16 protein-coding genes are annotated in these 13787 nt (G+C 46.5%); 5 read left to right on the forward strand and 11 right to left on the reverse strand.

Annotation, left to right across the window (positions count from 1 at the left end):
- The first annotated feature begins 40 nt into the window (after positions 1–40).
- Positions 41–238 (forward strand): hypothetical protein, encoded by a 198-nt coding sequence (locus RCO25_RS26765; protein ID WP_308999132.1) that lies wholly within the window; start codon positions 41–43, stop codon positions 236–238.
- 165 nt (positions 239–403) lie between these two features.
- Here the strand turns inward: RCO25_RS26765 and nikE are convergent, their stop codons facing one another.
- The 9 genes from nikE to RCO25_RS26810 all read right to left on the reverse strand — a co-directional run bounded on the left by nikE (position 404) and on the right by RCO25_RS26810 (position 8607).
- Positions 404–1243: a nickel import ATP-binding protein NikE gene (nikE, locus tag RCO25_RS26770; RefSeq protein ID WP_308999133.1), complete on the reverse strand. Its 840-nt coding sequence runs from the start codon at positions 1241–1243 to the stop codon at positions 404–406.
- On the reverse strand, positions 1240–2451 hold the full coding sequence (gene cntE, locus RCO25_RS26775) for a staphylopine family metallophore export MFS transporter CntE (protein WP_308999134.1): 1212 nt from the start codon (positions 2449–2451) through the stop codon (positions 1240–1242). Before cntE ends, nikE begins: the two co-directional genes overlap by 4 nt.
- Entirely contained in the window at positions 2448–3284 is an 837-nt protein-coding gene (locus tag RCO25_RS26780; RefSeq protein WP_308999135.1) for an ABC transporter ATP-binding protein, read from the reverse strand. Before RCO25_RS26780 ends, cntE begins: the two co-directional genes overlap by 4 nt.
- A complete protein-coding gene (gene nikC / locus RCO25_RS26785; RefSeq protein ID WP_308999136.1) occupies positions 3284–4135 on the reverse strand; it encodes a nickel ABC transporter permease subunit NikC in 852 nt (283 codons plus the stop codon). The genes RCO25_RS26780 and nikC overlap by 1 nt, the downstream gene beginning before the upstream one ends.
- Positions 4132–5076, reverse strand: a complete 945-nt coding sequence (gene nikB / locus RCO25_RS26790) for a nickel ABC transporter permease subunit NikB (protein ID WP_308999137.1) — start codon at positions 5074–5076, stop codon at positions 4132–4134. Before nikB ends, nikC begins: the two co-directional genes overlap by 4 nt.
- 17 nt (positions 5077–5093) lie before the next feature.
- Entirely contained in the window at positions 5094–6731 is a 1638-nt protein-coding gene (nikA, locus tag RCO25_RS26795; RefSeq protein ID WP_308999138.1) for a nickel ABC transporter substrate-binding protein, read from the reverse strand.
- Positions 6732–7055: 324 nt separating this feature from the next.
- Positions 7056–7571 carry a DNA topology modulation protein gene (locus RCO25_RS26800; RefSeq protein WP_308999139.1) on the reverse strand — a complete coding sequence of 172 codons (516 nt, stop codon included), beginning with the start codon at positions 7569–7571 and terminating at the stop codon, positions 7056–7058.
- An 80-nt stretch (positions 7572–7651) separates the two neighbouring features.
- A complete protein-coding gene (locus tag RCO25_RS26805) occupies positions 7652–7936 on the reverse strand; it encodes a LysM peptidoglycan-binding domain-containing protein (protein WP_308999140.1) in 285 nt (94 codons plus the stop codon).
- Between the two features lie 110 nt (positions 7937–8046).
- On the reverse strand, positions 8047–8607 hold the full coding sequence (locus RCO25_RS26810; protein WP_308999141.1) for a hypothetical protein: 561 nt from the start codon (positions 8605–8607) through the stop codon (positions 8047–8049).
- A gap of 118 nt (positions 8608–8725) precedes the next feature.
- Here RCO25_RS26810 and RCO25_RS26815 point away from each other — a divergent pair, with 118 nt between their 5' ends.
- Positions 8726–8881, forward strand: a complete 156-nt coding sequence (locus tag RCO25_RS26815) for a hypothetical protein (RefSeq protein ID WP_308999142.1) — start codon at positions 8726–8728, stop codon at positions 8879–8881.
- Positions 8882–8941: 60 nt separating this feature from the next.
- Here RCO25_RS26815 and RCO25_RS26820 read toward each other — a convergent pair whose 3' ends face one another.
- The gene (locus RCO25_RS26820) at positions 8942–9937 is read right to left on the reverse strand and encodes a polysaccharide deacetylase family protein (RefSeq protein ID WP_308999143.1); all 996 of its coding nucleotides are present in this window, start codon (positions 9935–9937) and stop codon (positions 8942–8944) included.
- A gap of 530 nt (positions 9938–10467) precedes the next feature.
- Here RCO25_RS26820 and RCO25_RS26825 point away from each other — a divergent pair.
- The 3 genes from RCO25_RS26825 (at position 10468) to RCO25_RS26835 (ending at position 12918) form a co-directional block, all read left to right on the forward strand.
- The gene (locus RCO25_RS26825) at positions 10468–10842 is read left to right on the forward strand and encodes a hypothetical protein (RefSeq protein WP_308999144.1); all 375 of its coding nucleotides are present in this window, start codon (positions 10468–10470) and stop codon (positions 10840–10842) included.
- Positions 10843–11458: 616 nt separating this feature from the next.
- A complete protein-coding gene (locus RCO25_RS26830) occupies positions 11459–12682 on the forward strand; it encodes a copper amine oxidase N-terminal domain-containing protein (RefSeq protein WP_308999145.1) in 1224 nt (407 codons plus the stop codon).
- Positions 12679–12918, forward strand: coding sequence for a hypothetical protein (locus RCO25_RS26835; RefSeq protein WP_308999146.1), 240 nt, complete (start codon positions 12679–12681; stop codon positions 12916–12918). Before RCO25_RS26830 ends, RCO25_RS26835 begins: the two co-directional genes overlap by 4 nt.
- 89 nt (positions 12919–13007) lie before the next feature.
- Here the strand turns inward: RCO25_RS26835 and RCO25_RS26840 are convergent, their stop codons facing one another.
- A complete protein-coding gene (locus RCO25_RS26840; RefSeq protein WP_308999147.1) occupies positions 13008–13208 on the reverse strand; it encodes a hypothetical protein in 201 nt (66 codons plus the stop codon).
- Between the last annotated feature and the right edge of the window lie 579 nt (positions 13209–13787).

The following is a 13787-nucleotide window of genomic DNA, read 5'->3' on the forward strand; positions in this document are numbered from 1 at the left end:
CTTAAATAACGCAGTAAAATGTGGAACGAGGAGTGGTTCTATGGGTTCTCGGTTAATGCATTTAATAATTGGTGAGTTGGTCGCTTCTAGCCTTGATGTAAACAACAAGAGAGGTTTTTTAATTGGTTCAATTGCTCCAGATGCTGCTTTCTCGTTTGAAAGGAAAGTTATTACTCATTATTTCGAAGGAGATGTAGATAAGAGAACTAGGCAGGTATTCCACAAACGATTAAGCTAACGGATAACGTTAGTTCCATGAAACAGCGACAGACTAGGACTTTATTTTCTTGTCCTTGGCTGTCGCTGTTTCAATTTCTGAGTTCAGTCTAAAACTTATTTTATGGAGTCTGACGGTATGACAATTCGATAAATCGCGTGGAATAAAGACATCCAGTCTAATACTTTATTTTCTGCTCACAGTAAGAAGACTGTCGCCCTCTCTTCTCAACACACGATCCCTAGGATGCTCAGACAGGACGGAATCAAATAACTCGCGTACCGCGGGATGCGCGGATGCTGCAAGCTTAGATTTATCGCTGCACAGCTCCACGATCTGTCCTTTGTCCATTACAGCCAGTGAATCCGAAATCACATGGGCCGCCTTTATATCATGCGTAATAAACAGATACGAAAGGCCCAGCGTCGCTTTCAATTCACTAAGCAGACTCAGGATCCGGGTTTGATTCACCGTATCCAGGCTGCTGACAGCTTCGTCCAATACGATCAGCTTCGGCTTCAAGGCGATTGCCCGCGCGATATTAATACGCTGGAGCTGGCCGCCGCTGAATGTATGCGGGTATTTCCGCATATCTTCTGCCTTTAACCCGACTGCCTCCAGCAATTCTCCGACCCGTCTTTTCCGTTCGTCCCGGGTGAGTTTCCCGTAATTATTCAGCGGCTCTGCGATGATCTGCTCAGCCGTCATTCGCGGATTAACCGAGGAATAACAATCTTGAAACACCACCTGCAAATCCCTGCGAAGCTGCCTTGTTGCTTGTGAATCTGCGTTGTACAGGTCATGGCCCTGGAAGATAATCCGCCCCTGGCGCGGCTGTTCCAAGCCAAGAATAACCTTGCCCAGTGTACTTTTGCCTGCTCCGCTCGTTCCGAGCAAACCCAGGCATTGACCGCGTTCAATCTCAAATGACACATGTGAAAGCACGGTCGTTAGACCTCCTGACCCCCACAGCCGTTTGGATGAACGGTACGCATGAGAGATATCCTCAACCTGTAAAAGACTCATCCAATCCTCTCCTGTCTTCTTGATGCCAGCAGGACAAGCAGAAAAGCTGCTAGCCCGATCCCGATACAGCTCGAGAACATAACTCGATACGAATAGCTATCCGCGATGAAACTAAGAACCATTGTGCCGACAGACGTGCCGAAATCAGCTGCTGCAATAAACAGCCCCAGCCCCTTGCCCCGGGCACGTTCAGGCACGATAAACGTTACATAGGTCACCAGAGTCGGATACAGCATTGACAATGCGCAACCGCTGCAAATGGCAGCAAGCACCAGTAGAACCGGCGATCCGCCAAACCGGATCAGCGTCGCTGATACCGTGATGAGCAGAACGAAGAGCGCGATCATGCGGGTTGGAAAATATCCGTTTGTCGGAATCTTCTTGCGTCCTATGAAACGCAGCGATACCAGAACAATCGTCTCGGTCAAGAAAAACAGTCCGGCGTAAGGCATACTCTTCTGCTGCAAATAAAGAGGCAGAAAAGAAGCTACTGTTCCGATGATTACGGAAGCAAGGAGCATGATCATCGAAGGATGCAGCAGCTTGGGATCGGCCCACGCTCTGTACGGCTTTTCATCCGCCGCCCCATCCGTTCCCGGCTGAGCGTTCATGATGCGTTCCGGAAGCTTGATGGTCATCCCGACAACCAGCGTCAGCAATGCAAGCGGGATGAGCGCACCGAAGAGATAGAACATCGGTACGCGATCCGCGAAATAAATAACCAGAAAGGGGCCGTACGTATAAGGCAGCATGGAGGAGAGTGAGAAAAGCGACATCCCTTGTCCCCTGCTCTTCTCCGGCAGCGCCTCCACGATCATCAGATGCAGCACCATAGAGACGAAGGAGAGAATAACACCCTGTGCCATACGCAGGGCAGCAAACACCGCTAATTCGTCGATCAGATATAGCGAGACAACAACTGTATGCAAAAGCAACGCAGCAGTAAATACCCGTCTGGTACCCAGTTTATCGACAATTTTTCCGGCTACCGGCCGCAAAAACATTGAGGTAAACATGTACGCGCCCATAATCAGACCAATTTGTGACGGGCTCGCTCCAAGCTTGTGCGCGTGAAGCGGAAGAAGCACAAGCAAAGTGTGGCTCGCCGTATAAAACAACAAGGAAACGATATAAATCCGAATGGCATTCGTTCCAAAGGGACGATCCTCCACGTCCATCTGTAACTGCTTTTGTATCTGCTGGCTCATGCGTGTACAAGCTCCGTTAATGGCTCAGGCACACTTGACTTCAAATTTGGCCGTGCCTGCAGAAGCTGCTTCGTGTACTCATGCTTCGGATGATCGAACAGCGTATACACATCCGACCTTTCGACAATCTGCCCGTGCTGCATAACGATCACATCATCGGCAAGTTCCGCAATAACACCCAAATCGTGAGAGATCAACAAAACCGCGGTGCCTTGGTTTTGGCGCAGCCGGTCCAGCTGTCTCAGAACCTGCAGTTGATTCGTTGCATCCAGCGCTGTCGTTGGCTCATCCGCGATGATAACCGCAGGCTTCAAGCACATGGAAATAGCGATCATCACACGCTGCAGCATCCCCCCGCTCAGTTGAAACGGGTATCGCCGCATCAACTCAGCGGGATTCGGCAAGCGGACATCCTCCATCGAGGCGATGGCCAGCTTTGCCGCTTCACTCCTGGTCATGCGGGAATGCGTTCGAATTGTCTCAACGAATTGAGAACCAATCGTAGCGACAGGCGAGAACGCATTCATCGGATTTTGCATAATAAGCCCAATTTCTTTCCCGCGAATAGATTGCATGGCATTAGGCTTCATGCCAATCAATTCGGTTCCATTCAGTCGAATACTTCCCCCAACGCTCGTTTGTTTCCGATCAAGGAGTTGGAGCAGCGCAAGACTTGTCACGGTCTTTCCGCTGCCGCTCTCGCCTACAAGGCCAAGCACCCGGCCAGGCTGCAGCTCGAAACTGATCCCATGGACGAGAGAAGCGATGTCATCTGGCGTTTTCGTTTGCACCTTCAGTCCGTTTACTTCCAATACAGGCTCCGATTGAACCATTAAAGCTCTCCGTCCTTCCCAAAACGCTTCTTGACGCCAAGCCGTTCCGACAACGCTTCACCAAGTAGATTAAACATGACAACAACAAGCAAAATGAGAAGCCCCGGGTACATCATAAGTTCCGGGTTACTTCGAATATAAGCTTTTCCTTCATGAATCATAGAGCCCCACTCAGGCGATGGAGGCTGTATGCCAAGCCCTAGAAAGGAAAGTGCCGCGATGTCCATAATGGCCCAGCCGATTTCCAGCGTCCCCATAACAACAATCGGCGGAAGCACGTTCGGAATGATATGCCTCCGAATGATATTCCACCGCGAGGATCCGCTGATCCGTGCTGCGGCAATAAAGTTTCGCTCCTTCAAACTAATTACCAACCCCCGGAACATACGGGCATAATATACCCACTGCACGAGCACCATTGCCAGCACGACCTGCGCAAGGCCTGGACCGAAAACGCCGACCAAACCAAGCACAAGCACGAGTGTCGGGAAAGCCATGACACCTTCGCAAAAACGCATGAGAACATAATCCATCCATCCGCCAATGTACCCCGACAGGGTTCCGATAAGCAGCCCGATCCCAAGCGATGAAATGAAAATGAGAGAAGCAAATCCAAGCGAAACACGTGCCCCGTATAACAGACGAGACAGCGTACAGCGTCCCAGATGATCTGTGCCCAGCGGATACTCCCATGAAGGCGGATTTAGCTTAAGCGCCAGGTTCACCTGTATGGGATCATGCGGCGCGATCCAAGGCGCAAAAATCGTCAGCAGAAACAGCACCAACAAAACAACCGAACAAGCTATTGCGATTTGGGGGCTTCTGATGCCGGCTCGTATGGTCGCTATCATTGCTTAGCCCCCCCTTCCCTGGATATGCGAGGATCGAGCACCATTTGCAGAAGATCTACGATCAAGTTGCAGACGATGAACAAACAAGCCGAAAGGAGCACATAGCATTGAATAACCGGAATATCCCGATTAAAGATAGCTTCAATGAAGTACCTCCCGAAGCCCGGCCAGGAGAACACTTCCTCTACGATGATCGTACCGCCGAGCAATTTGCCCATGTTCATCCCGAGTCCTGTCAACATGGGCGAAATCGCAATTCTTAGCACATGCTTGCCCAGAATGACCCGCTCTTTCATGCCTCTTGTTCTCGCATACAACACATAAGGCTCCTCCAATTGCTCCAGGACAGTCGTTCGCAACAGACGGGAATAAATGGCGATCAACCCCATTGCCAATGTGAACGAAGGCAGCAGGAGATGCAGCCACGTACCGGTCCCCTGTACAGGCAGAAGATCCAGCTTGACGGAGAAAAAGAAAATGAGCAAGTACCCCAGCCAAAACTGAGGTATCGATGCTCCAAAAAAAGCAATAAGCCTGCTTATATGGTCGACAATGCCGTTCTTATACATAGCCGAGATGAAACCGATTGGAACGCTAATGATTACGGCTAAAACTATGCTGCCAAACGCCAGTTTAAGTGTGGCAGGGATACGCATGGCTATCTCATCCCAGACCGGCTCATTCGTAAGATAAGATGTGCCGAACTCAAGTCGGCACATCTTCATCAGGAATTGGGCGTATTGAACGGGAAGCGGCTGGTCCAAGCCGAACTCATGTCTTTTCTGCTCGAGAATCTCGTCGGTCGGATGAATATGTGCCGCTACCAGATAGGCTTCGGCCGGATCGACCGGCGAGAGATGGACTAAGATAAACGCCAGCAGCGTCGCAAAGAAAAAGAGTGGTATGACTGCAAGCAGCCGTTTTCCAATAAAGCTGCCCATAATGGCCTCCCTGACAATTACTCGTTAATCTGCAGACTAGAGAATGCATTGGCATCCCGATTTTCCGGGAATTCAACACCGCCCAGTTTTTTGTTGGCAACGACCATTTTCTTCACATAGGAGATCGGAACGATCGCTGCCTGCTCTTGAAGTGTCGTCAAAATGGAACCGTACAGCTCTTCGCGCTTCTTCTCGTCCGTCGAGCCGAGCGCATCATGAATTTGCTGGTCGAGCTGTGCCTTCATCGGCAGTTTAGCCAGAGCTTCCGCAATGCCAAAGCCCTTCTCAGCCGTAATCTGGATAAAGGAGTGCGGATCATATGGCGAACCATAGTTGCTGAAGAAGTTTAGGTCAAAGTCATTTGCGCGGAACCGTTTAATTTGCTCGGTCAGATCAAGACCGGTAATGTTCAGCTTAATGCCGATTGCGGCCCATTCGGCCTGTAACGTCTCGGCCATCGGCTTTTGAATTTGCTCGGCTTTCTCATAGATCAGCTCAAGTTCAAGCGGTTTGCCATCCTTCTCACGAACCGTTTTGCCCTCGGGCAGCTTCCAGCCTGCTTCATCCAGATAGGACTTGGCTTTCTCTACGTCGTAAGGAATAGGTGTAACGGTAATATTCGTATAAGGCAGGTTAGTGGACAATAAATTATCGGCCTTCTCTTCGAATCCCGACGTAACGCCGTCGACCATCGCCTGTTTGTTAAAGCCCGCCTGCAGTGCAAGACGCACGTTCAAGTCTGCTAATGCTGCATTAGCCGTATTCAGTATCAACTGTCTCGTTGCAACTGGTTCGGAAAGTTTGGTCTCATATTCGCCGGTCGCCTCAAGCTGCTTGTATGCATCCAGGCTGATGATTCCTTCACCATAAATCAGGTCGAGCTCGCCTTTTTCGAAAGCCAGTACGCGCGTATCACCGTCTGGAATGATCTTGATGACGATTTTGTCGACCTTCGGCTGCTCGCCCCAATAGTTCGGGTTACGAGTGAATGTCGCATATTCGTCCGTTTTATAATCGCTCAGCATCCATGGACCTGTACCGATCGAGGCTTTCACGCCTTTCGATGTGTCACCGTCATCAGGGAATCCGGCCTCTCCAAGAAAGCGGACAGGACGTACGACAGACAGTTCCTGGATCGTCGGATAGTAGGCTTCTCTCAAATTCATCTTAAATGTATATTCGTCCACTGCTTCGGTCTTCTCAAGAAGAGCGATAAAGCCGAGCCAGCTATGATTGTCAACATTTTTCATGATAGCATCGAAGTTCTTCTTAACGATCGTTGCGTTAAAAGCAGAACCATCGGAGAACTTTACGCCTTCCCGGATTTTAAATGTATATTCCTTGCCGTCCTCGGAAATCGTCCAAGACTCGGCCAATGCAGGCTCCAGCTTGCCGCCTTTTCCGTAATTGACCAAAGGCTCGAAGATCATCGATTGTCCAATGAGCTGCGACGGATTGTACACATGCGGATTCATAGGCCCGATATCACGCGGCCAAGATAGGGTAACGACTTTCTCTGCTGACGTTTCGCTTGTCTCAGCATTCTTTTGCTCCGGCGCATTGCCTCCATTGGAACAGCCTGCAAGGGCGGTGGACAAGAGCAGCATGATTGCCGCTGCCAGTAGAACCATTGATTTTCTCTTTCCTGCAACCATTTGTAAAATGACCCCTCTCATTCTCTCTATCCTTATTTTCGATGATAATTATTATCAGCACTTTGAGAATGATAACCCCTATCATATAATTATGTCAACAAAAAATGCCCTCCGCTGCCGCGCGTGTAAGACCTCTTGCTTTCGACGCATAACCGCAATAGCTCCGAATGGACGAATTGCAGCCCCCAATTTGTATTAATCTTCCTATAAACGCAATGAAGCTGCCGATCGTGCCGGCAGCTTCGGTCTACTTATCTAGTTTTACTCTTCTATACACCTATGTAACCATTATTATAAAAATACTCATGACAAAAGCAGTAATAGTTACTTCAACAATTCCACATTTGCTACAAACTCTCGAACGTCTTTCGGAGACTTTAAAATGATTATGTTCTTTTCATTCGATAACCTTCGTAGCTTCTCCAAGATCTTTGGCTTTTGTTTTTCAGGGTATTCCCAGACCCACTTCAAAAATTCCAGACTGACCCTTTCTTCGCAGCCTTCGGCCATATCCGTTCTCTTCTTGTTACGGTATTGGAATCTTCTCTTCAACACGCGTACAATGCAGATCCACCTCGACAGATCAAAAAATATGATCGTGTCAGCCGCCTGTAACCTGATGTCTATAGTACCCCCATAATTGCCGTCGATAATCCAACTGTTATGACTTACGAGCTCCTCTTGAACATCTTTTTGCTCGTATTTTGGCGTACTAATCCAGCCTGGTTTCCAAAAGATTGCATCCAGATGATAAACTTCAATTGATAAAATCCCGCCCAGCTTGCGAGCCAAAGTTGATTTGCCTGAACCACCGGAACCTATAAGTACAATTCTTTTCATATTGACCCCCGTCATTTTTAAATTAATAGATTGTTTCTTGTTAACCAGAAACAGAAAAAGGATCCGCCACGGCGGATCCCTTACGATTGCTGCTCCAAACGATCCACGCGCCTGCGAAGGCGTTCAAATTCATTGGTCAACCGTTCCACTTGACGTTCCAAGCGCGTTACCCTTCGTTCTAGGTTATCCGGTACGGGTGGGGTAGGCGGAAACGGCGGACTGGGTATAGGGATGTATAGCGTTAATCCGACATAAATATAGTTGGGGTTCGTCAGGCCGTTCACCTGCATGATTGCTTGAACGGAAGTTCCGAATCTCGACGCGATCGACCAAAGTGTATCGCCGGGTTGCACTACATAATTCATGAAATGTTCCTCCCGATAATTAAATCCTTACCGAGATAGTGTATGTGCCTAAGGCTTTTAGTGATTGAGACTAATGCCTATTGCTTTACGTTTATTGTCTGAAGTAAGTCTCACTTTTTCACCCGTATAAACTGACGATCCTTCCACTCGAACTCATTCCCCAAACGAAATGTGGAGAGCTCGAGCACGAGATCGAGCTCCTTTTTAGGAGTCTCTAAGAATCGTTCCCTCCCCTGCGCCCAGCAGGAATAGAGTTCTAGCTCTTCACCTATCTCCATATGAAGACGCAGGTAATCGAATAGTTCCGTTAAACATTTTTTGTTGCTCTTGTAGGAAGACAGGGAAATTTGTTTTATTTCGTCATTAATGTGGAAAGAACCGCCTTCAGAGTTCACTTGGTACACCAATGGGTGACGGAACAAATGTGAGGAATCTTGATTGGTGATGTGCCCGGTTATAAATAAGCCTGCTGCATCCTCTTCCGTCTCGTAGATTTCCATAAGCTTATCACTCTGTGGATATTTCTCTAGCAGTATTTGCATAAAGGGATGATCCTTCGCTGCAGGATTCATATGCGTCACATAATGAATTAGCGTCATAGCGGTTTTCTTCTGTCCGAACGAGCCCGTCGGAAGTTCATGGCTTGCAGCAATATAGTAGAACTGGGTCACAGGTAATATCAACTCCCTAGCTTTAGAAAGCCTGTTATTCAAAATATAATCAACCAAGAGCGGATAAATAAAAAATCCAAAGGACATGCTACTCCTAACTAAAAGAGGGGGGATAATAATGCCAAACAAAAAAATAGTTGTAGAAACCGATGGAGATCCAAAAACAGCTTATGAAGATACCGCGGCTCATGAGCGAACAGGCTTTATCATTGACGCTACGGAGCAGTTAGGTAATGAAAACGAGGAACAATCCAATATACCAAACAACAGCTGATTAAATAGTTCTTGAGTTAAGAAAGGCTGCCCATATGGCAGCCCCTTATTGTCAGCGCAATTAGTCCAGCCATACCTTCACCCCATGTAAGCTCATTTTACGCTTTCTCTTCGCCAGCAGCCTCCAACCGCTCCATAACCAGAGGGCAAAGACAACCATTAGTACAAGCAAAGCTTTAATCGTAAAATAATGACGCTTAATTATGCCTTCATCAAATTGAATGTTGCCCAGCTTCTTCTCCGCGTGTTTCATGAGGGATAGCTGCAGCGCCGGATCATTGGCCATACCTCCAGTATTCAATCGAAATCCGTTGGTTTGTCCGGGCTTGTTTAAACCCATCTTTACAGTCAGCGTTACATCAATTCCTAACTGGTCGCATATGTCCAGAAGTGACTCCGAGAAGCCTCCAAAAGGAAAAGCAAGCACATTGTTTTGGATTCCCAGCTTCTGCTCGAGTATGTCATTCGCCTGCTTAAGGTCGTTAGTAACACGCAGCTTATACTCTTCCTCCGTTTCCTTCCGCTGCATGTCCTTCAGGTAAATCCGACCGGCAAGCATTGCCGTTTCCTCGGTACTCGTGGAGTCCGTTTTGGCATACTTGTGCGAGTCATATGTATGACTGAAAAATTCAATACCGTTTCTATGCATCAGCTCAACCTGTTCCCAGGTCACCTTCGGAATCCCTTTATACTCCGGATTGTCGATTGCATTGACAATGAGGAAGTTTGACACAGGGGCTTGATATTTCTTAATAAGCGGATAAGCATACGTATAAAATGATTCATAGCCATCGTCAAAAGTAAGGAGCACCGCGTTGTCCGGTACAGGGGCGGAGTGCAGTATGAAATCCGTGTATTGCTTCATCGAAATCCAGTGAAAATTATTATCTCTCATTAACTCTAATTGCTTCTCGAAATTAGCGACGGACAATGTGCCAGCGTCCTTCGGCTCAGGACTAAGATCATGATACATCAACACAAGAACGCGATTCTTATAGTAAATACCATTTGGATTATTATCTTCAGGTTTTAATCCATCATATGGAGAGATATCCATATCCAAACCCAACTTTCTGGCACTATCAGTAAACATTTGGCTAATAATAGGTATTTTCGAATGGTATCTTTGAACGACGAAGTAGCTAAAAACTATCGAAGATATCACTAGCATCACAGATAATAGAATGAATTTGATACGTAAATACATGTCTTCGCCTCACAAAGCAGAATTGATGTTCGAACGCACTTATAGTGAACATATGAGGGAATCGTACCATAATCTGGAACATTTGGCATCACGAATGTAAACATTTCACAAAAATATTATCGATTTTGCTAGCAGTTTTACCGAACACATGTTTAGTTGTTCTATTTTATATCGCATACACATCACGAAATTGTTATTTAGCGGAAAAAATAGAAGGTTACGGGAAGGAGTCTTGCGAATGAGTGAATTTACGTCCGAAAATCTGACGCTAGTATAGCGACGAAGCTTCGGAACGTGTTATTCAAATTTCAGAAAAGGCTCCTGTTTTATATTTTTTTAACGCCGAAGACCACGGATGGGGCTACCAAGTAATCGCTAAGGTGGATGTATCCTACGACCTTGAAGAAACGATGCTGATGAAGCTTGTTGAGGAGCGGCATCCTGACGTGGAGGACCCTATTGAACTTTTCTACATTGACGATGAGGGTGAGGAATTGCGAGCACAATATGCGGAAGAGATAAGAGCATCCTCGGATTTTGATGACGCAATCGCTAAGCAATTCATTAATTGCAATATCGAGCATTTCAGGCATTTCAACGTAAATGAGGCTCAGCTTGAGCAATTAGGCACTCTGTTGACGAAAGAATATTTGCAGCAATTAGAATTCCAACAGCATTTAGTAGAACAATTCAAAGAGCTGTTGAACTTGCAGGAAATGAGCTGGATACGTCCCGATCGCATCCATAATTTATGATCGAATTCGAAACTATTCCATCCATGATGCTGAAGATCATGAAGCATTCATTCTTGCGGTGCTAGCACCAAATTATATTGTAGAAAGTACAGCAGGAATCTAATATGGCACCCACTAGAAGATGCTACGATGCAGAAAATACAGCAGAAATAGCCTACTACCCGGTAAACTGCCGATAACTGACGATTCTATTGCATAAACCACACTGTATTGTAGAGAATAGCTCTTCAAGAGGAATCCTGTTGTACAAACTACAACACAGCATTCCATTCGGAAGACAAAGATTACATTTGCCTCCGTTATGAGAGATAGAAATTAATCAAATATCATGCGCTCGACTAATGCGGTGCCGAGCAGCTCTATTGACTCTGCTCGGCTGTTTATACAAATAAGTCAATAAATAAGACATTCTCTTTCCTAATGTGACGAGCAAGTCCATGTTTTTCCGATTTTTGGCATCAGCCATTCCATTCTCGCTGCTCAGTACCGCCTGGTATTCCTTTTTCATTTATTGAGGCAAAGCGCGATATCCAAACAAATATTTATATCTTGGTAAATATGGATATCCGAATGATAATGTTAGGTGGAATATATAGTAAATAGCGAGGGTGTTTTTATGAAATCGTTGAAATGGTTACTGTTTATCTGCTTATTTTTCACGCTAGCGCCCCAGGTCGAGGCCAGTCAGACGGGGAACATCACACCTAAGCTTACCCTTTATTTGAACGGTACAAAAGTAGCGGTCACTCCTTTCCTGAAAGATGGTACCGTCTTTATTCCCATTCGAGCGGCAATGGAGTATTTGCACGCCAAAGTGGATTTTTCAGAAAAAAAGATTATCATTGACCGGGCTGATGCCCAAATCATTATGGAGCCAGGCAAAACCTTAGTTACAATTAACGGGGAGTCCGTAATGGTAACCACACCGCCGATTATCGTCAAAGGCAGTACGTATGTCCCGCTTCGGTTTGTCGGCAATGCGCTTGGCTATGAGGTGCTGTATCAGCCAGCTTCCAAAAAAGTGCTGCTGAGCACCGCAGGAAACCAAGCCGTCATCTATGGCTATGTTGAAAACATAGACGGCCAAGCTGTCCAGCAAGGCACCCTGTTAATAGAGGATGTAGCTGACCAAGTCACATACGAGGCACCTATACGCAATGGTTTTTATCGTCTTAACACCGCTCCCAAAACCTATCGATTCAAAGGCTATTGGGACTCCTATTCCGGAAGAAGCCAGACGGTGAATGTACAGGAGCCCTTTGAGCTCTCGTCGGGGCAAACCGTATTTTACAAGCTGACGCCATCCCAGCTCGGGTTCAAGATTACGCTGCTTGATCCGGCAGGCAATCCGATCGCCAAAACTGCAGTGAGCTTTAATTCCTCGCATGGTGCCATTTATGTAAACATCCGCAATGGGATTGGCTATCTCGGCTTTCTTGAGCCGGGCAATTGCAACTTCAATGATGCTGATATTAAAGATGAGGATAAGACCGCTTACGATATCTATCACTCGTTTACGATCGATGAGAGCGGGAATGCCTCTTCGCTGAATATCCTCGCGCACCCTCCAAATGTTAAGGGCCAAATCCTAGGAGAGTCCAAAGCAGGCTATGGAAACCTTGATATTTGCTCAGCCGAAGATGATGACTGCAGCGTGCAAGCGGCACCAGGCGGCGCATTCTCCTTTTATTTACCTGACGGGAATTATAAGTGGAGCAGCTATTATGACAGCACGATCCGTCAGCACTTCGAGGTTAATCTTGCTTTTTCCGTAAGTAGCGGACAAACGCAACGAATCTGCAATGGTCTAAGCCAGTTATTAATATTCAAGGCACTGTGACCACGAATGAAGGAAAATCGCTGGCTGGCGGTTATGTACTGTTCTATAACATGGGAAAAGAATACTCCGCATGGGTAGAGGATGGCAAATTTAAATGTTATCTTCCGAATGGCACGTATACCGTCCGCTATGATCAAATTTTGGGAGATTCCTTTCATTTATCGCTGGGGACCCTAGTAGAAGTTTCCAATGGAAAACTAACCGGTTCATCGGATCTCGTATTTTATTACTCTTAATTGCAAAAAGACCGGATTTTCCTTGAAAGGAAAATCTGGTCTTTTGTTTTATTACCGCTCAGTACGGACATGTTACATCTCTAATGGACTTATTCGGGCGGTATCTCTGGAGGTATCTCCGGCCTTACCTCCGGCAGAACATCCGGCTTAATCTCCGGTTCAGTCCGTGGAATGATTTCCGGGACTGGCTGACCGGGTATAATCTCGGGTGAGGCCGGCGGTTCAATCTCCGGCTCGTTGCCAGGATTAACATCAGGTATTTCCGACGGTTGATTCGCGTATTCAGACATGATTGAGCATCTCCCTTCGCATATAAATAGAAGTACCCAAAATCACGAAAAAATAACATTCGCATTGGGTGCGTCGCAAGAATGTGATCATAAGCATTCCTGCGCCGTTTTGTTTGTTTAAAAAAGGGAAGAAATAATACAGACCATTTCCACTATGGAATAAAGGTTTATCCAAGATTCTGTCGAATGCAGTAGACAATCCATTTTCTTACAAATGAAATTTCAGCCCATTACAAAGCGGAAGCGAGAGTCATTTTATGAAAAATAAAGCCGTTATCCTTGGTTCAAATTTTTACATTGGTCTCAGCATCATAAGAGCACTTGGTTCTCGTCAAATCTACACGGTCGCCATGGATTACTCGAAGGTAAACACTTATGCGTCAAAATCGAAATATTTGAATGAACAAATCATCGTCCCGCACTATAAAGAAAGCGAGCAGGAATTTTTGGCTTTTCTTATTGACTCAACTTTCGCAGCTTAAATTAGGCAGATAGCCCTTGATGTAGCTGGGTAAACTGGCCATCCATTGTTGGAGTTGCGTTTGGATGAGTGCTGCGATCTTCTTATTGGCTTTCTTG

This window comes from Paenibacillus sp. LHD-38, assembly GCF_031157315.1.
Taxonomy (GTDB): domain Bacteria; phylum Bacillota; class Bacilli; order Paenibacillales; family Paenibacillaceae; genus Pristimantibacillus.

Coding starts and splice junctions, on each gene's coding strand:
- RCO25_RS26765 (WP_308999132.1), top strand. CDS start 41: ATGGGTTCTCGGTTAATGCATTTAATAATTGGTGAGTTGGTCGCTTCT.
- RCO25_RS26780 (WP_308999135.1), bottom strand. CDS start 3,284: ATGGTTCAATCGGAGCCTGTATTGGAAGTAAACGGACTGAAGGTGCAA.
- nikA (WP_308999138.1), bottom strand. CDS start 6,731: ATGGTTGCAGGAAAGAGAAAATCAATGGTTCTACTGGCAGCGGCAATC.
- RCO25_RS26830 (WP_308999145.1), top strand. CDS start 11,459: ATGAAATCGTTGAAATGGTTACTGTTTATCTGCTTATTTTTCACGCTA.
- RCO25_RS26815 (WP_308999142.1), top strand. CDS start 8,726: ATGCCAAACAAAAAAATAGTTGTAGAAACCGATGGAGATCCAAAAACA.
- nikE (WP_308999133.1), bottom strand. CDS start 1,243: ATGAGTCTTTTACAGGTTGAGGATATCTCTCATGCGTACCGTTCATCC.
- RCO25_RS26800 (WP_308999139.1), bottom strand. CDS start 7,571: ATGAAAAGAATTGTACTTATAGGTTCCGGTGGTTCAGGCAAATCAACT.
- RCO25_RS26820 (WP_308999143.1), bottom strand. CDS start 9,937: ATGGATATCTCTCCATATGATGGATTAAAACCTGAAGATAATAATCCA.
- RCO25_RS26840 (WP_308999147.1), bottom strand. CDS start 13,208: ATGTCTGAATACGCGAATCAACCGTCGGAAATACCTGATGTTAATCCT.
- nikB (WP_308999137.1), bottom strand. CDS start 5,076: ATGGGCAGCTTTATTGGAAAACGGCTGCTTGCAGTCATACCACTCTTT.
- nikC (WP_308999136.1), bottom strand. CDS start 4,135: ATGATAGCGACCATACGAGCCGGCATCAGAAGCCCCCAAATCGCAATA.
- cntE (WP_308999134.1), bottom strand. CDS start 2,451: ATGAGCCAGCAGATACAAAAGCAGTTACAGATGGACGTGGAGGATCGT.
- RCO25_RS26805 (WP_308999140.1), bottom strand. CDS start 7,936: ATGAATTATGTAGTGCAACCCGGCGATACACTTTGGTCGATCGCGTCG.